This window comes from Streptomyces sp. NPDC002265, from assembly GCF_040296125.1.
Lineage (GTDB): Bacteria > Actinomycetota > Actinomycetes > Streptomycetales > Streptomycetaceae > Streptomyces.
Genome location: NZ_JBEOWS010000026.1, coordinates 1 through 24,327, shown reverse-complemented (window position 1 = coordinate 24,327; position 24,327 = coordinate 1). Strand labels below are relative to the sequence as shown.

Genomic DNA, 24,327 nt, shown 5'->3' with positions numbered 1-24,327 from the left:
CCGGATCGAAGGGCGGCCGCAGGCCGGCCCGTTCTGGGTGTGCGATTCCTGAACTGCCGTACGTCGTCCGACGCTTCGTCAACTCACTGCGAGCTTCATCCCGCCTTGTGATGACTCGCCGCGTGGTGTCGCTCGCTCTGGCCTTCGGTGCAGCACAGTGGCCCGGTGTCTCATCGCCCGTTGACCTTTCTGCTCCTGGCACTGCTGAGTGTCACTGGCTGCACCACCGTGACCTCCGATACCGAGCCGGTCGTTCGCCGCCCAGGCGTACGTGCCTCGCTCGCGGCCAACAACGCAGCCTCACCGACACCCGCGGCCGCACCAGCGCCAGCGCCCGCGCCCGTGTTGCAGCCCGCACCCCGCTCCACTCTGTTGAAGACCGATCCGCAGCAGCCGCGGCATACGGGCAAGGCCGACACAGATCCCCGACAGCGGACGACAGAGCCGGCACAAGGCACGCCTCGTGCACTCCCGCCGGCGCGTGTGGCGCCGCACCCGCCGGCCCGCCCGCACCACCGGGCACCGACGCAGGCACACCCGCGTGCAAAGGACCACCACCGCCCGGCTCCACAAGCCCCGCGCGTCCGCCCGCAGCCCTGGCCCCGCCAGATGCGCCAGCTGTGCCGCCGGGCGAAGGGCGTCACCTCCTCCGGCATCGCGACCCTGTGCCGTCAGACCTGGGGATAGCGCGCCTGCCTGCCGGGCCGACCCGTCCGGTCGGCGTCGCTCGTCACGTTGCTCGGCCTGGTTCGACCTCGGTCAGCAGATCCCGTCGCCCCATCCGAAGGTGATCCTGTACGCGCGCAGGAGTGCGTGCCGGCCACCGTCCCCGTCGGCGTAGACCCATGCGAGGGCCGCGGAGAACCAGAGCAGAACGGCTCCGCTGACGATGCCCAGGGCCACCAGTTTGCCGAGCCAGCCGAGTAGAACCAGGGCGATGACCGTGATGGCAGCGCCGATGTGAGCTCCTCGCAGATCGAGTGGCGCAGCCTTGCGGGCCGCTCTGCGTGCGGCCCGCTCCGCCGCCAAGCGCTGCTCTCGAACAGACTGCGGTTCGTTCTCGTCGAAGTTCAACTCAGCCCCCTGGAACCGACGTTACATCGACATGGGTCGTACCGACCGCTGCCCGTCCGGCAAGCCCGACCGCCTTCCATGTACCGCGCCACGAACATCCTTGCCTCCAAGCCGTGGTCAGTCCGTTTCGAGCCTTGACGGTATTGGTCTGGTCCAATAGCGTCTGCCCCGCACAGAACCCCACATGGCTCAACAGCACTGATCAGCAACAGAGTTGACGATGAATCCGCCGGTTCGGGGACGAGAGCCCGGCCGCCCGCTGTGGGCCTGCCTGTCGATGGCAGCCCTGGTGCCGGTCTTCGCTCCGTTCGTCGTCATCCAGATCCACAAGGGCGCGTGCACTGCTCACCGTTGATGGCGATCACCAGAAGCGGCGGCACAGCGAACAGACGCGATCACGCCTTTTCTTCGGAGGCCAGACCTATGCAATCACCCCCCGCACGGGCACCGCGCAGCGCGTGGAAGAGAGCGCTCTCACTGATTCCGGTCGTCGTGATGACGGTGGCGGCCACCGTCACCACGACCCTCGACGCCCAGGCGGCAGTGCCCCCCACGCCGTCGGGCTTCACGCTCACCTGGAGCGACGACTTCAACGGTGCGTCCGGCACCGGGATCGACCAGAGCCTGTGGAAGTACGACACCGGGCCGGGCAGCAATTTCGGCACCGGTGAGATCGAGACGATGACCAGCAGCACCTCGAACGTCTACTACGACGGTCAGGGTCATCTGGTGCTCCAGGCACTGCACTCGGGTTCCGACGCGCGCAGCGGCTGGACCTCCGGGCGCGTGGAGACCCAGTCGGCGGGCTTCGGCGCCCCGGCCGGCGGCGTCGTACGCATCGAGTCCGTCCTCCAGCAGCCGAACGTCACCACCGCCAACGGGGCGGGTTACTGGCCCGCGTTCTGGATGCTCGGCGCGCCGCTGCGCGACGGTGTGACCTGGCCGAAGTCCGGCGAGATCGACATCATGGAGGACATCAACGGCCGCAGCTCCGTCTTCAGCACCCTGCACTGCGGGGTGAACCCGGGCGGGCCGTGCAACGAGTCGACCGGCATAGGCTCGGGTGAACGCGCCTGTTCGGGCTGCCAGACCGGCTTCCACGACTACGCGGCGGAGATCGACCGCTCGGTGTCGCCGGAGCAGATCAGGTTCTACCTCGACGGGAACAACTTCTTCACCGTCAACGCCAACCAGGTGGACGCGACGACCTGGGCCGACGCGGTCGACCACCCCTTCTTCATCATCTACGACCTGGCGATCGGCGGCGGCTTCCCCGACGCCTTCGGCGGCGGCCCGAACTCGGCCACGATCTCCGGCGGCAAGCTGGTCGTCGACTCGGTGGCCGTCTACAACAAGGCGCCCGGCTCCGGAGGCGGTGGCGGCGGCGGTTCGGTGACCGGCCAGACGATCACCGGACCTGGCGGCAAGTGTGTCGACGTGGCAGGTGACGACACCGGCGGCGACGGCACCGCGGTCCAGCTGTGGGACTGCCAGTCGGCGGCCAAGGACCAGCACTGGACCTGGAGCGGTCAGACCCTCCAGACGCTCGGCAAGTGCCTGGACATCGCCGGCGGCAACAGCGCCGCGGGGACGAAGCTGCAACTCGCCACGTGCAACAGCGGCGGCTACCAGTCCTGGGTGCGACAGACCGACGGCTCGCTGCGCAATCCGACCAGCGGCCGGTGCATCGACTCGCCGTCGGGTGCCACGGCCAACGGCACCCGCCTCCAGATCTGGGACTGCAACAGCTCCGGCGCCCAGCAGTTCGCCATCGGTACCCCGATCTACGGACCTGGCGGCAAGTGCGTGGACGTGGCCGGTGACGACACCGGCGGCGACGGCACCGCGGTCCAGCTGTGGGACTGCCAGCAGGCCACCTCGCTCGACCAGAAGTGGACCTGGAGCGGCCAGACCCTGCGCACGCTGGGCAAGTGCCTGGACATCGCAGGCGGCGTCAACGCGAACGGCACAAAGCTCCAGCTGGCGACCTGCAACGGCGGCGGCTACCAGAACTGGGTCGCCAACGCCGACGGCTCGATGTCCAACCCGACCACCGGCCGGTGCATCGACTCACCGTCGGGTGCCACGGCCAACGGCACCCGCCTCCAGATCTGGGACTGCAACAGCTCCGGCGCCCAGAAATTCGCCCTGGCGTGAGCAAGGACCGCCCTGCGTGAACTGACGCCGGGTGCCTCGAGGGGCCGCACCTCAGTGGGTGCGGCCCTTCGACGTGTCACCGGTGCGCTGGCGATCCGGTGATCCGGTGAAGCCTTGTCCTGGCCTGAGTCCGCGGGGATCATGATCGCGTGCAGCGCCAGAAGAAGCTCCGTGAACTGCTCGAACGCACCGGCCTCACGGTCGTCGAGGAGGTACGCCCGAGCAGCCTGTTCCCGCCCGAGGCCGGCTGGCGCATCGCACGGGGAATCGCGGCGCCGGACGGCGCGGCCCGGGATTCCCTCGATGCCGCGTGGTGGCGCCGACTTGCCGATGGAAGCGGCGAGTTCCTGGTGGCCGTCCTCGGACACCGGATCGGCGGCAACGAGTCCTGGTGGACCCGGGTCCGCCACACGGGCGACGGTGTGCCGGAGCTGACCGGCGACCCCGGGTTCGTGGCGCACTCCCTCGACGGGCAGGTGCTGCTGGCGGAGATCCCCGGCACCGAAAAGCCCCGAGTGACAGCCCTCGACCGGCTGCCGGAACGGCTGGAGGAGACCGCGACGGCCGCCGCCCAGGAGACGGAGGCCGAGCGCGCCGAGGTGTGGGCGGCCGTTCCCGGCCGTCCGGCGTGGCCCCTGCACTGGGCGGAGGGATTGGGGTCCAATCCGGCCGCGCCCGACGAGCTGCTGATCCGGCTGCTGGATGTGACGGACGGCTTCCTGCACGGCTGCGACCGGCCGGCCGTCCTCGACGCCGCCGTGGCGCACCCCGATCCGCAGGTGCGGGCGAGGCCGGCCGACACCTTCCGGCCCGAGCTGACCTCCGATCAGTGGATACGCATGGTCCGCGCCGAACCGTCACCGGGTCGGCGCGTGCTCTGGGCGGAGCGTGCCCACGCCCGGGGCGCCGAACTTCCCGGGGACCTGTACGACGAGCTCCTCGCCGGCCCGTCCCGCGCCCAGGCCGCCGAACTCCCCGGGCTGCCCGTACACCACCTTCCCGGCCTCGTGGCCGACGCCGATCCCCAGGTGCGGGCGGCTGCCTGCGCCCGATGGGAAGACCTTGCCGCTCTCCTGCGGGCGCGGCTGCTCGCCGACTCCGACGACTCGGTGCGCACGGCGGCGCTCCTCGCCCACCACATCACCGTCCCCATGCCTCGCGAGGTCCTCGCCGCGCTGCCCGGGCGGCGGCGAGCACTCGAACGGTGCCGTTTCGAGGCCGAGTTGGAGGCGGAGCTGGTTCGCGACGAGGACACGGAGGTACGCCGGGCGCTGGCCCGCAACCCAGGCCTCGGCGCACACGGCGTCGCCGTCCTGGCCGAAGACCCGCACAACGACGTCCGGTCCGCGGTGGCGGTGCGCCCCGATCTCACCGAGGAGCAACGCGCCACGATTCGCCACGACTTCGACCCGAGGTCGATGTCACACACCTTGTCCTGGGTCGAGGACCTGCACGGCGACGCCGACGCGATGCGCCGCCTCGCCGCGTCGTCCCATCCCCTCGTCCGCCGCAGCGTGGCCCGCGCCCGGCATCTCCCACCGGACGTCGTGGAACGACTGGCGCGGGACGAGGACCGGGTGGTCTGCCTGTTCCTCGCCGAATCGTGCGACGACGCGCCGGCCGACATGCTGCTGAAGGTCTGGCGCTGGTGGGACGGCAGCCTCAGTCACCCCGGCCGCCCCCGCAGCCATCCCAACTTCCCCCGCGCGGGCCTGCTGCGCTACGCCGACGACCCCAGCGGGCGGATGCGCCGCCTGGCGCTGGACGATCCGCAGTCCACCCCGGCCGACGTCGCGCGCCTCGCCCGGGACCCCGAGACCGAGGTGCGCCACCGCGCGGCCCAGGACCCCCGGCTGTCACCCGCCGACGCGGTACGGCTGGTCGACGACCCGGCGGCCCACATACGTGCGGCCGCCGCGCGCCATCCACGGCTGCCGGCCCGCGTCCTGGCCGGGCTGCTGCACGACCGCGACACGACGTGCGAGGCGGTCACCAACCCGGCGATCCCGGTTCCCGTCCTGCACCGCATCCTGGACGCGGCGGCGGCAGCCGTCGCCGCCCGGAAGCAACCCCGCTCGTAGTCCGGGCCCGGAGCGCCACCGGGATGCATGCCGTACAGGCTCGCTCTGTTGGACCGGTCCGGTGCGAACTCTCGGTCAGCTTCACGACGTTGCTTCTGCCCAGCGATGGAGGGTCCCGCTCGCGTTGTCGTAGGTGAGCCAGGTGCCGTCTCCGAGCGGGCACGCGTAACCGTCCACACGGCCGGTGGGATACGTGATCGCACCCCGTATCCGCAGGGTTCGGGCGTCCAGCAACCAGTGGCAGGCCATGTCCGGGTCCTCGTCGGAGTCGACCGTCGAAGCGATGACGGTGTCGGCGTCGACGAAGCCGCAGCCGTAGTCCCAGCACAACGGGTCCTCTTCGTCCGACGGCTCGGGCGCACCCTCGGCGAGGACGGTGCCGTCCAGGGCGTGCAGTCTCAGGTCCGTCCCGTAGTGCTCGAGCGTAAGAAAACCCGGATGACCGGGATGGACGTCCATCAGAATGCGGTCCAGGGTCTCGTTGAGGTCCCAGCCAATCAGCTTCTCGCCGTCCCAGCGCGCCCAGTGGAGCATGATGCCGTCCTGGCCCATGCCGATGCAGAGCCCCATGTGAAGGCCGTCCGGGTGGGATATGTGGTGTGAACCGGAGGCCGCGCTGTCCAGCGGCAGCCGGGCAAGTTCCCGTCCGTCGCGGGCGTCGAGAACGACCCAGCACTCCTGCCAGTCCTGCTCCTCCGGTTCCAGCACGACATGCGCCCAGACGAGCCGGCCGTCGTCGGAGACCCGGCAGGATCCGTGCTCGAGCCCGCTGCACACCTCCTGCTCGTCCCCCGTGTGCGCGTGGCCGAGCAAGGGCCCCCAGCAGCCGTGCCGGTACTCCCACAGCAGCTCGCCTCCCGGGCCGACCGCCCGCACCGCGCGCTGGCCGGAGAACACGGCGAACGTGGCGTCCGGACTCACCGAGTGCACGCCACGGTCCCACCCCGGCCAGGGAAGGGGGAAGACGGTGGTCGGGGCCAGCTCCCCGGCGAAGACGTCGTGCAGATCGTAGACCTCCAGTTCATGCCCGTTCTGGAGGAGGGCGCGGCACGGCGCGTGCGTGCGGTTCTCGAGGCCGAAGCCGTTGACCAGTGCGGCCCCGCCGTGGAGCTTCACCGAGTCGTGCAGTTGTGCGGTGATCGACATGAGCCGAAGGTAGCGGCCCGCACTGACAGCGCTACGGGCGAGGCCCTGCCCGTCCCTCGCAAGACCGCGGTTCTTGGCGAAAGGATCAGCGGGGCTGCAGCGCCAGGTGATACTCACCCTGTGGTGTGGTTCGAACAAGCCCGGGCAGTGGCACGGAGGTCACCTGAATGTTCCCCGCACGGCTGCGTGCCGGTGCTCCGCTGGTTCTGGCGGTTCTCGCCCTGTCCGGCTGCTCCTCCCACTGGGGCTGCACGGACACGACCGCGGAGCGCGGCAAGGCCGGTGTCAGGGTGCAGATCGAGGACGTGTACGAGCGCCCTGTCGGAGTGACCGCCGAGGTCGTCGACTGGCGCCTTGAGCCCCACCCGCAGGTGCCCTCCGAAGGCGACCAGGTGCACTTCCGCTTCCGCTTCTACGGCGCCGACGAGAGTTCCGGCCCCGGCGTGGATGCCTGCGCGGTCGACAAGAAGCGCATGGCGCTGGGATGTCGGACGGTCTACTCGTCCGAGGCGTTCGGGCCGGGCGGCGACCCCACGGGCGACGAGTGGCTCGCCGTCGAGCACCCTGAGCGGGTTGCCGGAGTGTTGTTGATACCCAACGACCAGTCCTACGACCGACGAACCTGCGAGCAGGACATCAAGGACGGCGGCGGCCCGCATCCTCCGAAGCCGGCCGGCCGAGGAGACCTGTTGTGAGCCATCGTCGGGCCCCTTCGGCAAGCGGCCGGCATCCGAGTCCCACTGCCGTCTTCAGCCCAGCGGAATGACAGGCCTGCTGGGCGAGGGCGTTCAAACGCTTTGCCCGACCCATCGGATCCCGCCTATCGTCCGACGACCGGAGTGGGCGTCATCCATCGAGAACGGCGCGTGAGGCGTAGGGGGTATTCGTCGTGGGCGTCTTCGTCAGGATCAGGGGCTGGCTGGAGTGCGATGATCAGCAGCTCGCCCAGGTCGCACGGATCGTCGAGGCGGACGATCCCAATGCGACGTACAGCGGAGGCTGGGCTTTCCCCCCGAGGCAGTACAACTTCACCAACTGGGCTTTCTACGGCGCCGAGATGCGCGCTGTGGCCGTCGACGATTTCCTGGAGCAACTGCGGCGCATCGCGCGGATCCCGGCATCCGACGACGACAACGACCTGATCAACGGCCTGTTCCTCGTCAGCCACGAGGTCGACGGCATGAGCGAGTGGCAGGTCCGCGACGGCAAGGTGGCGATCCGATCGGCGAGTGAGATGTATCGCTACCTCGACGAATAGGTCGACCGAGGCCGGTGCGTTGTCGGTACCTCCATCTAGGGTGCGAGCCATGTCGTTCGCCCTGCCTGATGGTCTGCCTCCCGGTCGGTTCGTGACCTGTGGTCCCGAACTCGTATGGGTCTCCGACGAGTTCCCTGATGACGTGGAAAGGCTGTGGCCTCGGCTGCTGAGCGAGCAACCAGTACACGGTCTGGTCCCGCTCCTGTGCCGGCCCGGCGCCCTGGGAAGTCCGCTCGCCCTGGATCACATTGATGCCATCCGCCTGGAGGAGGAGCTGGCCACGGACTTCGCCGAGTACCGGCGCAGGAGGCTGCCCTTCTGGACCGACCCGACGCCCGAATCGGTGCCTGAGGGAATCGAGCCATGGCCGCATGATCCGGGGCCGCCGTTCGAACAGTGGCCGGGACTGGCACCGCAGGTGCCGGCAGTGTCCGCACCTCCGACTTCGGAGGAGGCTGCCGCGACACGCCTGCTCGACCGGCTCATGGAGACGGGTCCGTTCGGCCTGGAGGAGTGCTGCTTGGTGCTCGTCCCGGCCCGTCGAAGCAGCGACGCCCTGGCATTGATCGGCTGGTCCGCCGAGGCACCACTTCCGCTGCTCTGTGCACTCCTGCGGAGCTGGGAGGACCGCTTCGGTGCGCAGGTCGTCGCGGCCGTCGGCAGCGAGCTGCACGTATCGGTCGCGAGACCTCCCGCGGAAGCAGAGCACGCGAACTTGCTGGCCCTGGAACACGTGTTGTCGACCGCGGACAACATCGTCGACGACCCGCCCACGCCGTTCCCCGAGTACGCTGCGCGGCTCGTGGGGCGGACTTCCTGGTCGTTCTGGTGGGACTAGGCATGTCAGCCATGCAGTCTCGTTGCGCGAACGGAAACCTGTTGGCCCCTGCCGAGGCGCCGCCGGTGCGGTCGGTCCGTGTGCGCCTACGCCTTCCTCCACTACAAGCTGCACTACGTGTGCGTGTCGTGCCGGATCAGCTTCAAACGGCATCCGAGCGAGGCCGGGCACGCATGCCCGCGCTGCGCGGGGACGCTGCTGTGCGCCGGCCATGACTTCGCGGCACCTCGGCGCAGCAACCGGAAGGCTTGGTCGGTGGTGGCGGTGGTGCTGGCCGCGGGGCTGCGGTACGAGGGCTTCGAGCCGTGCGGTTGCGGGCGCGAGCCGAAGTTCCGCCCCCGTACACGTGCCCAGGTCCGCGCACGCCGCGTCATCGCCGCGCGGACCGGCACCCCGCTCGCGGAACTGCTCGGCCGGGCCGACCCGCTGGAACAGACTCGCTGACCCGACGACGGCGAATGCGTCGCCGCTACGGGACGTCCGGACCGAGTACCCGAAACTCTGGGCATTACTACGACTAGCCTGACTGGCAGGCGAGCCGATTCGTGTTCGGGATCGCTTCGATACGCGCTTCCCTGGCTAGGCCGTTGCCCGCCGGACACGGTAGTTCCAGCGGGCAAGTGACCGGAGGACTGTCTCTGCCCCGATGGGGTTGGCGCTGTGAACGAAGACCACTCCGATCTGGAAGGGGCGTCCGTCGAAGGCGGCTTCTTCCAAGACGGTCACCACCGGCAGGATGGTGTCCTCGCCCCCGAGATCGTGGTCGAGCCATAGCTCGTCGATGAAACAGTCGCGATGCTCTTCCAGGAGCTGAATGCCTTCGCGGCTGGTGCGGGCGATGCGCGTGGCCCAGGGAAGCGGTCGGAGATCGTCTATGCCGAGGACGACGGGCACGGGCGCGGCGGAGGCGTCTTTCACTCGATCATTGTCACCTGCGTCCGCCGACTTGGCCCCTGCGCGTCGGCGGAACAAGCCGCCGGGGGTGCGTCACTCCCCCCGGTCGGCGTCGGTGTCGTCCGGTGCTGGCGCGCTGGTGTCAGTCCTGGCGTGTCACGGCCGGAGTTACGGCTGTCGTGAACGGCAGTACCAGGCGGGAGGGGTGTGCCGCGTCGCGGTAGATCTTGTGGGTGACGGGGCGGCCCACCGGCAGGTGGAAGGAGTCCGGCGGGAGGAGGGAGTTGTGCGCGTCGGCCAGGGGTTCGTCGTTGGACAGCTCCATCACCAGGCGGTGACCGGGAAGGAAGGTGGCGGCGTGCGGGTAGAGGCGCAGGACGTACTCCTCGACCTTGCCGGGTTCGACCGGCACCGCTCGGGTGTGCGGGTGGTACGGGTCGCCCTCGGTGGTGCGCTCCTCGTCGAGTTCGCGGTGGGACGCCTTGAGGTAGCCGGTGGTGATCAACTGCCGCCTGCCGCCGGGGGCTTCGTCCCACAGGCGCAGGATGAAGTTGGTGTCGTCCTGGTCGATCTCGGCGAACAGGTGTGCCGCGCCGGTTCCGATCAGCTCGGTGGGCTCCTCGAAGGGCTCGGTGCTCCAGGTGAGAACCTCGACCTTGTCGGTGACCGTGAGCGGGGCCTGGTAGAAGCCGTCGGGGGCGGCGTGTCCGGTGCCCATGTGCTCGGGCTCGTAGGAGAGTTTGCGTCGCGGGCGCAGGTAGAGCGACTTGTGGGTGGTCGGCTTCGGCGGCCACTGGGCCGCGGTGACCACTTCGCGTGAGCCTTCCACGAACACGCTCACGGCGGGCTCGTCCATGATCCCGTTGTCGACGCCCTTGAGCCAGTACTCGTACCAGCGGAACATCTTGTCGTGCTCCTCGATCCATGGGCGCGACTGCATCGGGGGGTAGGAGCCGATGTCGAGCTTCTTGGGGCCCTTGAGGACGTCGAACAGCTCGATGTGACCGTCGACCGTCCAGCCGCGGCCCTGGTCGATCTGGAGGTAGACCGGGATGTCGATGTTCCGGGCCAGGTTGACGGGGTTGCGTTCCTCGTACCAGTCGCCGTCGAGCGGGTTCATGACGATGTCGAACCAGAACTCGCGGTTCTTGGGGTACTTGAGGACGTGGACGAGGTTGGGCCAGGCCGCCACGTCGGGGTCGTCGAGCCGTTCGTCGACGAGCTTCCTCAGTGCCTCGGGGCTGTGGACCTCCTGCATACGGGACTTGACGTTCGTGTGGGCGATGCCGGAGTCGCCGCCGCGGCCCTCGCGGGCGGCGCGCGGCATGAACCACATGACGCCGCCGTGGTACGTCGTCTCGTAGAAGTCGAAGTGACCGCCACTGACGAAGATGGCCTTGAGGTGCGGGGGGCGTTCGGCTGCGGCCAGGACCTGCATGGAGCCGAAGTAGGAGATGCCGATCATGCCGATGTTGCCGTCGCACCAGGGCTGTGCGGCGACCCATTCGATCAGGTCGTAGAGGTCCTGTCCCTGGGGGACGCCGCCGGCGTTGTAGTTGCCGATCATGACGCCGCCGGAGTCGCCCGTGCCGCGCATGTCGCCGATGACGTGGACGTATCCCTCGCGGACGACGCGGGCGATGTCACCGGCCTCGATGCAGCCGTCCCACATCGGGCTGGGGCGGCGCTGCGGGGGCGTGGTCAGGGCGAGGGCCTGGAGCTCCTTGCCGTAGGCGCTCATCGCGATCAGCGCCGGGCGGGGGGTGTCGTCGGTGCCGTGGTAGGCGTCCGCGGCGAGTTCGACGCCGTCGCGCATGGGGACCCGCAGGTCCTTGCGGACGGTGATGGTCTGCTCGCCCGCGCGGATGGTGTGGAGGTCGGTCATGGTGTGGTGCTCCTGTACTGCGCGGTCGGGTGGTGCTGCGCGCGGTAACCGTGCAGCGAGGTGAAGAAGGGCGAGGGTTCGAGGGCCGGGTCGCCGGTATAGCCGAGCGCGTCGGCGACCGGGGCGAAGGGCGAGTACGGGGAGTCGCTCTCGCGCAGGCCGGCCTCCAGGCAGCGGCAGGCGGCCTCGGCGACCCGGCCTTCGGCGGCGAGGCTCTGGGTGATGGCCTCCCGGGCCTGTGTCTCGTCGAGTTCGACTCCGTACGGGGTGCCGTCGTCTCGGCGGTACGGGTGCCCGAGATACAGGTGCCGTGGGCGGATCTCGTCCCGGAGGTGTTCCAGTCCGGCCCGGTAGGCGGCCGGGTCGGTGTAACCGGGGAAGCCGTTGGCGGCTCCGTGGACCTGTACGGCGTCGCCGACGAAGACGGAGCGCAGGCCGTCGACGACGTAGGCGACGGATCCGGGTGTGTGCCCGGGGACGGCGTGCACCGAGACGGTGACGTCGCCGCCGAGGGAGAGCGTCTCGCCGCCCCTGACGAGCAGGGTGGGTTCCATCTCCCCGGAGATGACGGCGTGCGTGGCCGCGGCCACCTTCGCCTCGCCCTCGGGGTCACGCAGGTAGCGGCCGCGTCCGGCGCTGTACTCGGCCACGTGCGCCCGGCGGGAGCGGAGCATCGGTGCGTCCGCCTCGTGGATCACCACCTGCGCGCGTCGGCCGGTGAGTTCCCACAGGGCGTGCGCCCCGCCGATGTGGTCGATGTGCCCGTGCGTCAGCAGGATCCAGCGCACGTCCTCGATGCGCCGCCCGATCGCCTCCAGGGCCGGGGCCATGCCTTCCGCGGGGGAGGTCGCGATCCCGGTGTCGACGATCGCCGGTTCGGGCGCGTCGATGAAGAAGCTGTACAGACCGAACCTCCCCCACGGCGAGACCAGGGGGTGGACGGTGACGTCGTGTGTCATGGTCACCTTTCCGAACTTCTTTGACGGCGGCCGGTGTTCAGTGACGGGTGAGGAAGTCGCGGGTCTCGGCGAAGACCTGGTGGAACTCGGGAATCCAGGAGAAGTGCTGGACGAAGCCGTGGCCGGCGCCCTGGTAGCGGCTCATCGTGGTCGGCACGCCGGCGTCCTGGAGGCGTCGGCCGTACAGCTCGCCCTCGTCGCGCATCGGGTCGAACTCGGCGGTGACGACCAGGGCCGGCGGCAGCCCGTGCAGGTCCTCCCGCTTGATCGGGGACACCAGCGGGTCGGCCGGGTCGGCGCCGCTGTCGAAATAGAAGGCGTTGAACGGCTTGAGGCCGGCCGTCTCCAGGCCGTACCCGACGGCGTTCTCGCGCAGTGAGGGGTAGCGGTCCTCGTCGAAGTCCAGGTCGAGGGAGGGGTAGTAGAGGATCTGGTGGGTGATGCTGTCGAAGCCTTCGTCGTGGGCCCTGGCCGCCACGGCGGCGGCGAAGGTCGCGCCGGAGCTGTCGCCGGCCACGCCGAGGGTGGTGCCGTCCCAGCCGAGGTCCGCGCCGTGCTCGGCGGCCCACCGGGTGACGGCGAGGCAGTCGTCGAGACCGGCCGGGAAGGCGGCCTCGGGCGCCCGGCGGTAGCCGACGGAGACCACCTTCAGGCCCGTCTCCTTCGCCAGGGAGCGGGCGAGGTGGTCGTGAGTGTCCAGGCTGCCGAGGAAGAAGGCGCCGCCGTGGAAGTGGACCAGCAGGCCGTGGTGGTCCGCGGCGGTGGGTGTGTAGACGCGTACCGGCACGTCACCGGACGTGGTGTGCGCGGTCAGGTCCCGCACCGCGTGCAGCGGCAGCCGGTCCGCGACGGCGGGTACGTGCGCCTCCTCCGCGGCGCGCAGCGCGGCCGGGTCGAGCGGGCCCTCGGGCGCGGGCGGGAGGGTCGCGAGGAACTTCGCGATCTCGGGGTGCAGCGGCATGACCTACTCCTTCGTCGCGGCGGCCGCGGGCTTCTGGCCGGGGAAGACGTCGTCGATCTCGTCCTCGGACCAGCCCTGGCGCGAGATGGCCTGGAGCCGGTCGGTCACCGGCTTGCGGGTGGCCTGGTACAGGGCGAGGGCTTCCTTCACGGAACCTGCCTGCCGCAGGGCGTCGGCGAGCGCGCCGGCGTCCTCGATGGCCGAGTTGGCGCCCTGGCCCTGGTGGTGCAGCATCGAGTGGGCGGCGTCGCCGACGAGGACGACGGAGTCCGAGTGCCAGGTGTCGACCGGGTCGATGTCGTAGACGGCGCGGATGTTCACGGCGTCCATGGCGAGGCCGCGCGTGATGGCCAGCAGGCGCTCGTCGAAGCCCTCGACGGTGCGCAGCATGTCGTCCTTGGTGACCTGGGGCGTCCAGGTGCCGTCCGGGCACAGGGCGGTGATGTCGAAGGACACCTGGTCGCGGTGGCGCAGCGGCAGCAGGTAGACCTTGGTGCCGCGGCCGATGTACATGCGCAGGTTGTCGTCGGTGACCATGCCGTGGGCGTCGTCGGTGGAGATGACGGCGCGGTAGGCGTGCTCGCCGGAGAACACCGGGTCCCGGTCGCTGAACAGCTGCTGCCGTACGACGGACTTGATGCCGTCGGCGCCCACGACGAGGTCCGCCTCGACGGTGGTGCCGTCCGCGAAGGTCAGGACGGAGCTGTCGCCCTTGTCCTCGACGCTCCGGAGGCGGTGGCCGAGGCGCACCATGCCCTCGGGCAGCACGCCGAGCAGTGCCTCGATGAAGTCCCCGCGGTGGATCAGATGGGTGTGGGTCTGCTCGCCCTCGGCGGGCCACGCCTCCTTCATCATCGGGTCGCCGGTGGCGGTGAGGATCTCGAAGTACTCGCTGGGCGAGCTGACTTCGGCGATCGCGTCGAAGATCCCCCACTGGCGGAAGCGGTTCATGGTGGCGGGGCGCAGCCCGATGCCGGCGCCGACCTCACGGATCCGGTTGGCCTGCTCGTAGACGGTGACGTCCGCGCCTAGCAGGCTGAGGGCCTTGGCCGCCGCCGCGCCGCCGTATCCCGCGCCGACGATCGCGATCTTCAGTTTGTTCAGGTCCGAGGACTGCATGGCGGATCTCGCTTACTTCTGGATGGTGAGGAAGTCGGCGGGGTTGCCGACGAAGATCTTCTGGATGGCGGACTCGTCGAGTCCGGCGGCGCGCAGGTCCGGGAGCAGGTCGTCGAAGAGGTAGTTGACGGTGTGCCCCTTGACGCCGGGCCAGCCCAGGGGGGAGCAGTTGGCGTCGGCGGAGGCGAGGACCTGCCCGATGCGGCGGCCGTTGTCGATGAACCGCAGGAAGTGGTCCAGGCGTTCCTTGCGCGGGCGGGCCCAGAACGGCGGGTCGGGCAGCTCGGTCTCGTAGCCGAAGGTGTCGAAGCCGATGCGGCCGCCCTGCTCGGCGATCCACACATCGCGTGTCTTGTCGGCGTTGACCCCGTCGTCGACGTGACCGAACAGCACCCGGTCCAGCGGCAGTTGCTCCTCCTCGAAGATCGCGACGGCGTTCTCGGCGTCGACGGCGAGGTGGGTGAGGATCGGTACGCCGGTGCGCAGCGCGGCGCGGGCGGCGGCACGGTAGATGCGCTTGTCCAGGTCGGTCATGCGGCCGCCACGGCTGACGCCGACCTTGATGACGCCGGCGAGGCTGCCGGTGCCGCCGATGCCGACGGTGATCTCGTGGACGAACTGCCGTGTCAGGTAGTCGACATCGGCGCGGGCGAAGTGCGGCAGGGCCGTGTCGCCGCCGACGAATCCGGTGCAGGCGACGATGTGGACGCCGGTCTTCGCGGACAGCGACTTGTAGTAGTCGACGTCACGGCCGTTGCAGATGCCGGTCGCGTCGACGAAGGTGCCGCCGCCCAGCTCGTGGAAGCGGCGCAGTTTCGGAACGGTCTCCTCGTACCGCTGCTCGGGGGTCTTCCACCACTGCGTGTCCAGCTCGGAGCCGGGCATGCCGTAGCCGATGTGTTCGTGGATCGCCACGAAGCCCAGCTCCTCGGCGGGGACCGGCCCCAGGACGGTGTTCACTCGCGACACAGCACTCACCTTCGGGAAAAGTTCTTGATGGTCGTTCGGGCCGGCGCGTTCACCGCGTCGCGAGCAGGTCGCGGGGGTTGGCCTCGAGGATGCGCCGTATGTCGTCGTCGCCGATGCCGTGCTCCTTGAGCAGGGGCACGAAGGCGGTCAGGACGTGGCTGTACGGCAGGTCGTTGGCGGGGTGTCCCTCGGCCACTCCGGTCACGCCGACGGAGAGCAGGATGCGGTCGGTGTGTCCGGCGCGCACGAGGTCGGCGACCAGGGCGGCGCGCTCGGCGTCGGTCAGGTGCTCTTCGTCCTCGGTGCCGACGTGGTCGAGGGCGACGTGGGCGCCCCGGGCGGCGATGCGTTGCGGGGCGTCGGCGGCGACGGCCGCCCTGCGGTCGAGGCCGCCGACGGCGACCCGGTCGGCCGGCAGCTTCTCGTCGAGGACGACGTCGAGTTCCCGTACGGCGTCGGCGCCGTGGCGGAAGGAGAGCGGCGTACCGGTCGCGAGGGCGGTGCGGGCCGCCCCGCGCAGCAGGCTCTCGTCGGTCGCGGTCATGCCCGCGCGGGTGACTGCTGTGGTGACCAGTCCGGCGGGGCCGCGGCGCTCCACGCGCGGGACCACCATGCCCTCGGTGATCTCCTGGGTGAAGAGGCCGGCGAACTTCTCGGCGGGCCAGGGGGTCGGCGGGTTGGTCTGCGGGGTGAGGAAGTAGCCGCCGAGCAGTTCCTCGGGGCCCTGGCCGGTCGAGGCGACGATGTGCACACCGGTCGTACGGGACAGGGCCTCGTAGAGGCGGACGTCGCGGCCGTGGAACATGCCGGTGCTGTCGACGATGGTGCCGCCGCCGTGGGCGCGGAAGTCCCGCAGTTTGCCGGCGAGCGTCTCGAAGATCTCGGCGCGGTCGAGGGTGATGTCGAAGGCGTGTTCCGCGCCCGGCAGCACCGACAGCAGCGCTTCGTGGACCGAGACGACGCCCAACTCCCCGGCCGGCACCGGGCCCAGGACGGTGTTGACGGTGTTGCTGTTCACGCTCATGACTGCCTCACGTCTGCGGTGCGGGTGCGGCGGTGCACCCGGTGGCTGCCGTCACGCTAACCATTCGCTTTACATGACGTCAACGAAGCGAACATCACGAATATATTTTGCTCGTGTAGTTGCGTGAAGACGGGAGATCGGAGCACGGAAGGCCCCCTCGCCGAGACCGGCATGCACGACGCGCATGCGTAGCTATACAAATCATTCATTTGATGAATGCGACGTGCGCCACTTTGACTGAGGACATGAGCACACCGCCCACCTCCGACGTCGACCTGTTCGCCGACGACGTCCTCCTCGACCCCCACCCCGTCCACGCACGGCTGCGGGAGCTCGGTCCCGTGATCCACCTGCCGAAGAACGACGTCTACGCCCTGACGCGGTACGACGTGATCCGCGAGGCCCTCGCCGACTGGGAGTCGTTCTCCTCGGCCTCGATCGCGTTCAACCCGGCCGCCAACCAGGCCCTGACCGGCACCTCGCTGGCCTCCGACCCGCCGGTGCACACCCGGCTGCGCGCCACCCTCACCGAGAACCTCTCACCCCGCGCCCTGCGTGGACTCAAGGGCCGCATCGAGGCGAAGGCCGACGCCTTGGTCGCCGAACTCGTCGAGCAGGGCTCCTTCGAAGCCGTCGACGCCCTCGCCCGCGTCTTCCCGCTGGAGGTCGTCGCCGACCTCATCGGCTTCACCGGCCGTGTGCGCGAGAACATGCTGCGCTGGGGCCAGGCCGCCATGCAGGTCATCGGCCCGATGAACCAGCGCACGGCCGAGAGCTTCCCCATCGCCGGCGAGCTGTACGCCTGGTGCTCCGAGGTCACCGCCGACGATCTGGCCGAGGGCTCCGTCGGCCGTGCGATCTTCGACGCCGAGGCCCGCGGAGCCATCCCCGCGGGCACCGTCGGCCACATCATCCACCAGTACCTCGGCGCCGGCGTCGACACGACCGTCGCCGCCATCGGCAACCTCGTCGCCCTCTTCGCCGCACACCCCGACCAGCTCGACCAGGTCCGCGCCGAACCCGCCCTGATACCCGCGGCGTTCAACGAGGCGCTGCGCTACTGGCCCCCCGTCAACGTCTGGGGTCGCATCACCACCCGTGACGTCGAGATCGAGGGCGCCGTCGTCCCGCAGGGCGCGCAGATCGCGGTGCTGCTCGGCGCGGGCAACCGCGACCCCCGGCACTACGACGACCCCGACGCCTTCCTGGTCGGACGCAACCCCGTCGACCACCTGTCCTTCGGCTACGGCCCGCACGGCTGCGCGGGCCAGGGGCTCGCCCGCCTGGAGGCCCACGCCGTGATCGAGGCGCTGTCCCGGCGCGTCGAGCGCCTCGTCGTCGGACCCGAGGTCCGCGTCCCGAACAACATCACCCGGAGCATCGAGCAGCTCCCCGTCCTGGAGGTGATCCCCGCATGAGGATCGTTCTCGACCGCCCCCGCTGCGAAGGCCACGGCCTGTGCGAAGAAGCCGCACCGCAGCTCATGCACCTCGACGACGAGGGCGAACTGGTGCTGGACCGCGAGGAGGTCGACGGGAGCGACTCCGCGCTCGCGCAGGCCGCCGCGCGGGTGTGCCCGGTCGCCGCGCTGAGGATCGTATGAACACGGCAGCCCTGAAACGTGTCGTGGTCGTGGGCAACGGCATCGCCGGGCTCACCGCCGCCCACACGCTGCGCGAGGCCGGATTCGGCGGCGAGCTGACCGTCGTCGGCGACGAGCCCCACCCCGCCTACAGCCGGCCCGCCCTGTCGAAGGCACTGCTCCTCGACGGCGACGACCTCACCTCGCACACCCTGCCCCCGGCCTCGCACGGGGCGAGCGAACTGCTCGGCGTGCGCGCGACCGGGCTCGACCCCGAGCGGCGGCTGGTCACGCTCGCCGACGGCACCGCCCTGCCGTACGACGGTGTCGTCCTCGCCACCGGCTCCCGGGCGCGACGGCTGTCCGGGCTGCCCGACGAGGTCACCCTGCGCGGACTCGACGACGCGCTGGCACTGCGCCGCCGCCTGGCGGAGCGTCCCCGCGTCCTCGTCGTCGGCGGCGGACCGCTCGGCATGGAGATCGCCTCGGGGTGCCTGGCCGCCGGCTGCGACGTCACCCTCGTCTCGCAGGGGCCGCCGCTGGCCGCCCAGCTCGGTCCGCACCTCGCCCGCGTCTTCCTCACCGCCGCCCGCGAGCGGGGGCTCACCGTGGTCCAGGGCGGTCCGGCCCGGGTCGAGGGACGGCCCGGCGACGCCCGCGTCACACTCGACGACGGCACGGTGCTGCGCGCGGAGGTCCTGCTCACCGCGGTCGGTGACGTGCCGAACACCGAATGGCTCGCCGGCACCGGGCTCGTCGTGAACGGCGCGGTCCCGGTGGACACACGCGGCCTCGCCCGTCCCGGCATCGCCGCCGTCGGGGACCTCGCGGCCATCCCCACGGCACAGGGCCCACGCCGGGTCCCGCTGTGGAGCAGCGCCGTCGACCAGGCGAAGGCCGCCGCGCGGGCGCTCGTCCACGGCGCCGACGCCCCGCCGCTCGCGTTCCAGCCGTACTTCTGGACCGAGCAGTTCGGGCGGACCCTCAAGGCGGTCGGGCACCTCCCGGCGGCCGGGGAACCGGAGTACGCGGCCGGGGAACCCGGCGACGGCCCGGCCCTGATGACCTGGCGGCAGGGCGACGGCAGCACCACGGCCGTCGCCCTCGACCACCGCATCCCCGTCCCCCGGCTGCGCCGCCTGACCCGGGCGCCCGCATAGGGTGAGCGCCATGAGCAGCGAGGAAGGCACCACGGCGTCGGGACTGGACCGGCTGGCGTCGGTCAATCTCAACCTGCTGGTGCCTCTGCTCGCGCTGCTGGAGGAACGGTCGGTGACCAGGGCGGCGGAGCGGGTCGGGCTGTCGCAGCCGGCCATGAGCCACGCGCTGACCCGGATGCGGCGCCTGCTCGGTGACGACCTCGTCGTACGGCAGGGCAGCGGCGTCACGCTCACCCCGCGGGCCCTGGAGCTGATCGCGCCACTGCGCGGCACGCTGCAACAGGCGGCGCGGATCGTCGACTTCCCCTCCTTCGACCCCGCCACGGACGAACGGGTCATCACCGTCGCCATGACGAACAGCACGGCGTTCGTCGTCGGCCCCCGGCTGACCCGGCTCGTCGCCGAGCGCGCGCCGCACGCCACGCTTCGGGTACGGACGATCACCGTGCCGACCGAGGCCACCTTCACCGAAGGGGGCGTCGACGTCGTCCTGGTCTCCGAGGGGCACTCCTCGCCGTACCCGCGCGAGCGGCTCTACGACGACCGGTGCGTGGTGGTGGCCGGGCCGGACACCCCGCCGCAGGCCGGCGCGCTCGAACTGCTCAGCACCGAACCGCACGTCGTCGTCGACACCGACCGGCGGGTCTTCCCGTACTCGGTGCTGGAGGACGAAGGCATCCCCTACCGCGTCGGGCTGTGGATCTCCGACTTCCTGCTGGTGCCGTTCCACGTGGCCCGCGCCGGCGGTGTCGCGCTGCTGCGGTACCGGGTCGCCGCCACCATGCGCACACTCGCCGACCTGCGGATCGAGGAGTTCCCGTTTCCACTGCCCGGCCTCGGCATCGACATGGTGTGGAACCCGCACCTGAACGACCGCCACTTCGTCGCCTGGCTGCGGACCCTGCTGTACGACGCCGCGGCCGAGCGGTGAGCCGACCGCTCGCGCCGGTGGCGGTCAGCCCAGGAGCCGCACCCAGCTGTCGCTGAGCTCGTCGAGCATCTGCTCGCGGGTGATCTTCCAGTCGGCGTCGCCCCAGTGCTGGGCGATGTAGTCCAGTTCGGCCATCGCCAGCACGCCCCGGAAGCGGCGCTGGTGGGGGGCGAAACGCCCGGCCGCCGTCAGGCCGTCCTCGATGTCGCTGATGGCCTCCTCCAGCCACCGTTCCACCAGGTCGCGCAGCTCGGGATCGACCGCCGCGGCGTCCCGGCCCACCCGGATGATCGGCCGGATCTCCGGCCAACTGTCGGCGGTGCGCCGCAGCCAGGCACCGATCGCCTCCGGCGTGCCCGCCGCCACGGTCGCGACCAGGTCCTGCGCCGTCGAACCGTGCTCGGGCGAACGTACGCGCTGGAGCGCCTCGTTGAGCCGCTCGTCGATGAGCGCCTTCATCAGATCACTGCGGGAGGGGAAGTAGGCGTAGAAGGTCACCCGGGTGGTGCCCGCGGCGGTCGCGATGTCGTCGACCTTGGTGGCGGCGTACCCCTTGGTGGTGAACAGTTCGAGCCCGGACTCCAGCAGCAGGCGGCGCGTCATCTGCTTCTGCGCCTGTCGAAGGTTCGCCATGCCTGGATCCTAGCGCGTCTGCGCATACCGTCCGTACGCGCCGGCCTGCGCACGCACGCGCCGCATGGATCGCTGTCGGACTGTAAAGCGGCGGCGGTTCCGCCGATCGCGCTGGATCGGCCTGTGCGACTCTTCAGCCGGCCGCGCGCGATCGACGGCCGGCGTCGCTCACGCCGCCGTGCCCTGGGCGGCCGGCCGCGGGGGTGCGGAGGACAGCGGGACCGGCTCGAACATGGGCGGTTCCTGGTCCGGGGTCAGCGCGGTCGGGCCGTACAGCCAGTCCACGAAGGAGTAGTCGGCGGTGGCGCGGGCGCGCAGCAGGGCGTTGCGCTGCTCGCGAGGGACGCCGTCGAGGTGCCACAGCTCGCCCCACGCGCGGGAGGTGGTCACCACACGGCGGCAGTGCTCGGGGCGCACGGCCTCGTACGCGGCGAGGGCGGTGTCCCAGTCCGGGGTGCCGTCGGCGGTGCGATGGCGGGCGACGTGCTCACCGAGCACCCAGCCGTCCTCGATGGCCATGATCGCGCCCTGCGCGATGTACTGGAGCGGCGGGTGCGCGGAGTCGCCGAGCAGGGCGATCCGGCCGTGCACCCAGTTCATGATCGGGTCGCGGTCGAACATCCGCCACCACTTCTCCCGCCACATGAACGGCAGGCCGTCGCGTACGAAGTCGCAGGTGCCGGCGAAGGCTGCGTCGAGCTCGTCCGGGGTGCCCCAGTCCTCCCGGCCGGCCAGCGCCTTGGGCGACTCGAAGACCGCGACCTGGTTGAGCATCTCGCCACCGCGCAGGCCGTAGTGGACGAAGTGGCAGCCGGGACCGACGTACACCGCGACCTCGCCGAGGTCCACGGACTTCACCCGCTCCAGCTCGGCGGGGACGGTGCCGCGGTAGGCGACGTAGGCGGAGGAGACGGGCCGGTCGTCGACGAGCAGCCTGCGGGCGACGGAGTGCAGACCGTCGGCCGCGATCACCACACCGGCCTCGTGCGTCCGGCCGGAGGCCAGGGTCACCCGGGCGCCGGCGGCGGTGTTCTCGTACGAGGTCACCTGCGCGTCGTTGATCAGCTCGACCCCTGCTCGCCCGCAGGCGCGCAGCAGCAGGCCGTGCAGGTCGCTGCGGTGGATGACCAGGTACGGGAAGCCGTAGCGCCGCTCCAGGTCCCGCAGGTCGAGCCGGGTCAGTTCGTCGCCGTCGACGGCGTCGCGCATGACCATCGTGTCCGGGACGACGCCGAGGCTCTTGGCCTCCTGGAGAAGACCGTAGTCGTCGAGGATGCGGGTGCAGTTGGGGGCGAGCTGGATGCCGGCGCCGACCTCGCCGAAGGCGGGGGCGCTCTCCAGCAGGCGGACGGAAAGGCCCTGGCGGGTCAGCGAGAACGCCGCGGCCAGGCCGCCGATACCGCCGCCGACGACGATCACATCAGGATGGGACATGGAACTCACTCCTCAGAGCCACGGGCCGAGCTCGAGGGCGTCGGCAAGGGTGTGGGGGCGGCCGGCCAGCCAGGCGGCGACCTCGGGCAGCGGGCCGTCGGGCAGCGCGGTCAGTTGCCGCTTGGCGCGGATCTCCTCGACCAGTGCGGCCAGGAAGCCTTCCGGCAGGTCGGCGAAGGTGACGGCGCCGGTACGCAGGTCGACGGCGTGCACGCACACCTCGCGGGCGCGCATCCACGGCAGCTCGGTGGCGGGGACGCTGCGGCCCTGGGCGGTGACGACCCGGTGCCGCCACTGCCCGTCGGTGAGCCGGTCCAGTCCCTGCGCGAGGCGCTCTGCGGAACCGGTCAGCCAGGCGCGCAGCTCGCCGGCCGACAGGGCGGGGCCGCGGGCGATACCGGCGGCGCGCTCCTCGGCGGACGCGTACATCGGCGTCCGCTCGCCGGTGGCCGCCCAGTGCACGAGGTTGCCCAGGGCGTCGGCGTTGGCCGCGACGTGCGCGGCGAGGTGCTTCCGGGTCCAGCCCGGCAGCAGGCTGGGGGCCGAGAAGCCGTCCTCGTCGAGGCCTGCGACGGCGTCGAGCATCAGCTCGGTTCCGGTACGGGCCCAGGCGCGCGCGTCGGCGGGGGTGCGCGGGGCGGTCGTCGTGCCTCGGCCGTCCTGCGTGGCGGGGGCCGGGGTACGACCGCCGCGTGGGGCGGTGGTCATGCCTCGACGACCCTGTTGGTGCAGGCGCCCAGGCCGGTGATCTCGGTGACCACGGTCTGGCCGGGGAGCAGGAAGACCTTGGGGTCGCGGGCGTTGCCGACACCGGCGGGTGTGCCGGTGGCGATGATGTCGCCGGGGCGCAGGGTGATGACCGTGGAGATGTACCGGACCAGGAAGACCGGGTCGAACAGCAGCGTGCCGGTGTCGTCCTGCTGCATGACGCGGCCGTCGACGGTCGTCGTCACCTGGAGAGCGGGGCGGGTTCCGCCGACCTCGTCGGGGGTGACGATGTAGGGGCCGACCGGGGTGGTGGCCTCCCAGATCTTGCCCTGGGTCCACTCGATGGTGCGGAACTGCCAGTCGCGCACCGAGATGTCGTTCATGACGGTGAAGCCGGCGATGGCGTCGGCCGCCTGCTGCTCGTCGGCGCGGCGCACCTGCTTGCCGATGACGACGGCGAGTTCGACCTCCCAGTCGAGCGCGTCGGTCTCGGCGGGCTTGACGAGGTCGTCGTTCGCACCGAGCAGGGTGTCGGCGAACTTGGGGAAGAGCGTCGGATGCGTGGGCAGGTCCCGGCCCATCTCCTTGATGTGGTCGGTGTAGTTGTGGCCGACGCAGACGACCTTGGAGGGATTGGGTACGACCGGCGCGAAATCGGCGCCGTCGACCGGGTAAGTGGCCCCGGACGCGGCGGTCTTGGCCTGCGCCTGCGCCTGCCAGTCCGGCTGGGCGAACAGCTCGCCGAGGTCGGAGTGGCCGAGGTCGACGAGGACGTCGCCGTCGAGGCGGACCGCCCGGGTGCCGTCGGCGGTGCGGAGGGTGGCGAGCTTCATGATCAGGCGTCCTTCTGGGTGCGGTCGAGCTTGAGCGCCTCGAGGACGGGCGCGTCGGAGAAACGGAACAGGTCGAGGCCCGCGGAGTCGGAGTCGGTGCGGCCTGCCTCGGACCTGGCGGAGAACGGCTCCCAGGACGGGACGACGAACAGGTCGCCACGCGTCACCGACCAGGACCTCTCGCCGACGGTGACGGTGCCGGAACCGTCGAAGACCTGGTAGACGGAGGAGCCGGTCTCGCGCACCGGCGCGGTCTCGGCGCCCCGGGCCACGCGGTGGAACTCGGCGCGGAGGGTCGGCAGGACGTCGGAGCCGTCGTGCGGGTTGGTGTAGCGCACCGCGGCGTGGCCGGGCTCGACCGTGCCGCCGAAGCCCTCCTTCTCCAGCAGGAGCTGGTCACGCAGGGCCGCGTCGGTGTACTCCCACTTGTAGGACAGCAGGGGGCTGCCCGGGGCGGCCGGGGCGGCCGCCAGCGGGCGCAGACCCGGGTGGCCCCACAGCCGCTCGGAGCGGGACCGTCGCGGTGTGGTGCGCTCGGCCTCGGTGATCTCGTCGCGGCCGAACTCGAAGAACTGCGCCTCGGTGACGTACTGGAACGGGATGTCCAGGCCGTCGATCCACGCCATGGGCTCGCTGGTGGCGTTGTGGTGGGCGTGCCAGTTCCAGCCGGCCTGCGGCAGG

General features: G+C 70.9%; 24 protein-coding genes. 10 read left to right on the top strand and 14 right to left on the bottom strand.

What is annotated here, in order from left to right; genetic code table 11:
- Positions 1 to 759: 759 nt before the first annotated feature.
- Complete coding sequence (locus tag ABT085_RS07420; RefSeq protein ID WP_351603167.1) at positions 760 to 1,074, bottom strand: hypothetical protein; 315 nt, start codon at positions 1,072 to 1,074, stop codon at positions 760 to 762.
- A 495-nt stretch (positions 1,075 to 1,569) separates the two neighbouring features.
- Between ABT085_RS07420 and ABT085_RS07415 the strand changes: the two genes are divergently transcribed.
- Together ABT085_RS07415 and ABT085_RS07410 are read left to right on the top strand one after the other, a co-directional pair.
- Complete coding sequence (locus tag ABT085_RS07415; protein WP_351603165.1) at positions 1,570 to 3,231, top strand: ricin-type beta-trefoil lectin domain protein; 1,662 nt, start codon at positions 1,570 to 1,572, stop codon at positions 3,229 to 3,231.
- A 149-nt stretch (positions 3,232 to 3,380) separates the two neighbouring features.
- Positions 3,381 to 5,312: a hypothetical protein gene (locus tag ABT085_RS07410; protein ID WP_351603163.1), complete on the top strand. Its 1,932-nt coding sequence runs from the start codon at positions 3,381 to 3,383 to the stop codon at positions 5,310 to 5,312.
- Between the two features lie 81 nt (positions 5,313 to 5,393).
- On the opposite strand, the gene ABT085_RS07405 is transcribed toward ABT085_RS07410, so the two are convergent.
- The gene (locus tag ABT085_RS07405; RefSeq protein WP_351603161.1) at positions 5,394 to 6,458 is read right to left on the bottom strand and encodes a hypothetical protein; all 1,065 of its coding nucleotides are present in this window, start codon (positions 6,456 to 6,458) and stop codon (positions 5,394 to 5,396) included.
- Between the two features lie 167 nt (positions 6,459 to 6,625).
- Between ABT085_RS07405 and ABT085_RS07400 the strand changes: the two genes are divergently transcribed.
- The 4 genes from ABT085_RS07400 to ABT085_RS07385 all read left to right on the top strand — a co-directional run bounded on the left by ABT085_RS07400 (position 6,626) and on the right by ABT085_RS07385 (position 8,998).
- Positions 6,626 to 7,153, top strand: coding sequence for a hypothetical protein (locus ABT085_RS07400; RefSeq protein ID WP_351603159.1), 528 nt, complete (start codon positions 6,626 to 6,628; stop codon positions 7,151 to 7,153).
- 194 nt (positions 7,154 to 7,347) lie between these two features.
- Complete coding sequence (locus ABT085_RS07395; RefSeq protein ID WP_351603157.1) at positions 7,348 to 7,716, top strand: hypothetical protein; 369 nt, start codon at positions 7,348 to 7,350, stop codon at positions 7,714 to 7,716.
- A gap of 49 nt (positions 7,717 to 7,765) precedes the next feature.
- Positions 7,766 to 8,554 carry a DUF4253 domain-containing protein gene (locus tag ABT085_RS07390; RefSeq protein WP_351603155.1) on the top strand — a complete coding sequence of 263 codons (789 nt, stop codon included), beginning with the start codon at positions 7,766 to 7,768 and terminating at the stop codon, positions 8,552 to 8,554.
- Positions 8,555 to 8,632: 78 nt separating this feature from the next.
- The gene (locus ABT085_RS07385; protein ID WP_351603153.1) at positions 8,633 to 8,998 is read left to right on the top strand and encodes a hypothetical protein; all 366 of its coding nucleotides are present in this window, start codon (positions 8,633 to 8,635) and stop codon (positions 8,996 to 8,998) included.
- A 135-nt stretch (positions 8,999 to 9,133) separates the two neighbouring features.
- Here ABT085_RS07385 and ABT085_RS07380 read toward each other — a convergent pair whose 3' ends face one another.
- The 7 genes from ABT085_RS07380 to ABT085_RS07350 all read right to left on the bottom strand — a co-directional run bounded on the left by ABT085_RS07380 (position 9,134) and on the right by ABT085_RS07350 (position 16,365).
- On the bottom strand, positions 9,134 to 9,472 hold the full coding sequence (locus tag ABT085_RS07380) for a cyclic-phosphate processing receiver domain-containing protein (RefSeq protein ID WP_351603151.1): 339 nt from the start codon (positions 9,470 to 9,472) through the stop codon (positions 9,134 to 9,136).
- 118 nt (positions 9,473 to 9,590) lie between these two features.
- A complete protein-coding gene (locus ABT085_RS07375) occupies positions 9,591 to 11,333 on the bottom strand; it encodes a CocE/NonD family hydrolase (protein ID WP_351603149.1) in 1,743 nt (580 codons plus the stop codon).
- Complete coding sequence (locus ABT085_RS07370) at positions 11,330 to 12,292, bottom strand: MBL fold metallo-hydrolase (protein ID WP_351603221.1); 963 nt, start codon at positions 12,290 to 12,292, stop codon at positions 11,330 to 11,332. The genes ABT085_RS07375 and ABT085_RS07370 overlap by 4 nt, the downstream gene beginning before the upstream one ends.
- 37 nt (positions 12,293 to 12,329) lie before the next feature.
- Positions 12,330 to 13,253: an alpha/beta hydrolase gene (locus tag ABT085_RS07365; RefSeq protein WP_351603147.1), complete on the bottom strand. Its 924-nt coding sequence runs from the start codon at positions 13,251 to 13,253 to the stop codon at positions 12,330 to 12,332.
- 3 nt (positions 13,254 to 13,256) lie between these two features.
- Positions 13,257 to 14,372, bottom strand: a complete 1,116-nt coding sequence (locus ABT085_RS07360) for an FAD-dependent oxidoreductase (protein ID WP_351603145.1) — start codon at positions 14,370 to 14,372, stop codon at positions 13,257 to 13,259.
- Between the two features lie 12 nt (positions 14,373 to 14,384).
- On the bottom strand, positions 14,385 to 15,341 hold the full coding sequence (locus ABT085_RS07355) for a phosphotriesterase family protein (protein WP_351603143.1): 957 nt from the start codon (positions 15,339 to 15,341) through the stop codon (positions 14,385 to 14,387).
- 49 nt (positions 15,342 to 15,390) lie between these two features.
- On the bottom strand, positions 15,391 to 16,365 hold the full coding sequence (locus ABT085_RS07350) for a phosphotriesterase family protein (protein ID WP_351603141.1): 975 nt from the start codon (positions 16,363 to 16,365) through the stop codon (positions 15,391 to 15,393).
- Between the two features lie 245 nt (positions 16,366 to 16,610).
- On the opposite strand from ABT085_RS07350, the gene ABT085_RS07345 reads away from it, so the two are divergent.
- From ABT085_RS07345 to ABT085_RS07330, 4 genes are read left to right on the top strand one after another with little or no spacing between them, the layout of a single operon-like run.
- A complete protein-coding gene (locus ABT085_RS07345; protein ID WP_351603139.1) occupies positions 16,611 to 17,783 on the top strand; it encodes a cytochrome P450 in 1,173 nt (390 codons plus the stop codon).
- On the top strand, positions 17,780 to 17,968 hold the full coding sequence (locus tag ABT085_RS07340; protein ID WP_351603137.1) for a ferredoxin: 189 nt from the start codon (positions 17,780 to 17,782) through the stop codon (positions 17,966 to 17,968). Before ABT085_RS07345 ends, ABT085_RS07340 begins: the two co-directional genes overlap by 4 nt.
- Positions 17,965 to 19,107, top strand: a complete 1,143-nt coding sequence (locus ABT085_RS07335; RefSeq protein WP_351603135.1) for an NAD(P)/FAD-dependent oxidoreductase — start codon at positions 17,965 to 17,967, stop codon at positions 19,105 to 19,107. The genes ABT085_RS07340 and ABT085_RS07335 overlap by 4 nt, the downstream gene beginning before the upstream one ends.
- A 10-nt stretch (positions 19,108 to 19,117) precedes the next feature.
- Positions 19,118 to 20,038 carry a LysR family transcriptional regulator gene (locus ABT085_RS07330; protein ID WP_351603133.1) on the top strand — a complete coding sequence of 307 codons (921 nt, stop codon included), beginning with the start codon at positions 19,118 to 19,120 and terminating at the stop codon, positions 20,036 to 20,038.
- Between the two features lie 24 nt (positions 20,039 to 20,062).
- Here ABT085_RS07330 and ABT085_RS07325 read toward each other — a convergent pair whose 3' ends face one another.
- The 5 genes from ABT085_RS07325 to ABT085_RS07305 form a co-directional block, all read right to left on the bottom strand.
- Positions 20,063 to 20,671, bottom strand: coding sequence for a TetR/AcrR family transcriptional regulator (locus ABT085_RS07325; RefSeq protein WP_351603131.1), 609 nt, complete (start codon positions 20,669 to 20,671; stop codon positions 20,063 to 20,065).
- 168 nt (positions 20,672 to 20,839) lie between these two features.
- A complete protein-coding gene (locus ABT085_RS07320; RefSeq protein WP_502982671.1) occupies positions 20,840 to 22,090 on the bottom strand; it encodes an FAD-dependent monooxygenase in 1,251 nt (416 codons plus the stop codon).
- Between the two features lie 27 nt (positions 22,091 to 22,117).
- The gene (locus ABT085_RS07315) at positions 22,118 to 22,690 is read right to left on the bottom strand and encodes a maleylpyruvate isomerase N-terminal domain-containing protein (protein WP_351603219.1); all 573 of its coding nucleotides are present in this window, start codon (positions 22,688 to 22,690) and stop codon (positions 22,118 to 22,120) included.
- A gap of 119 nt (positions 22,691 to 22,809) precedes the next feature.
- The gene (locus ABT085_RS07310) at positions 22,810 to 23,646 is read right to left on the bottom strand and encodes a fumarylacetoacetate hydrolase family protein (protein WP_351603126.1); all 837 of its coding nucleotides are present in this window, start codon (positions 23,644 to 23,646) and stop codon (positions 22,810 to 22,812) included.
- Positions 23,647 to 23,648: 2 nt separating this feature from the next.
- Positions 23,649 to 24,327: cupin domain-containing protein (locus tag ABT085_RS07305; RefSeq protein ID WP_502982668.1), on the bottom strand; the 679-nt coding region annotated here is incomplete at its 5' end.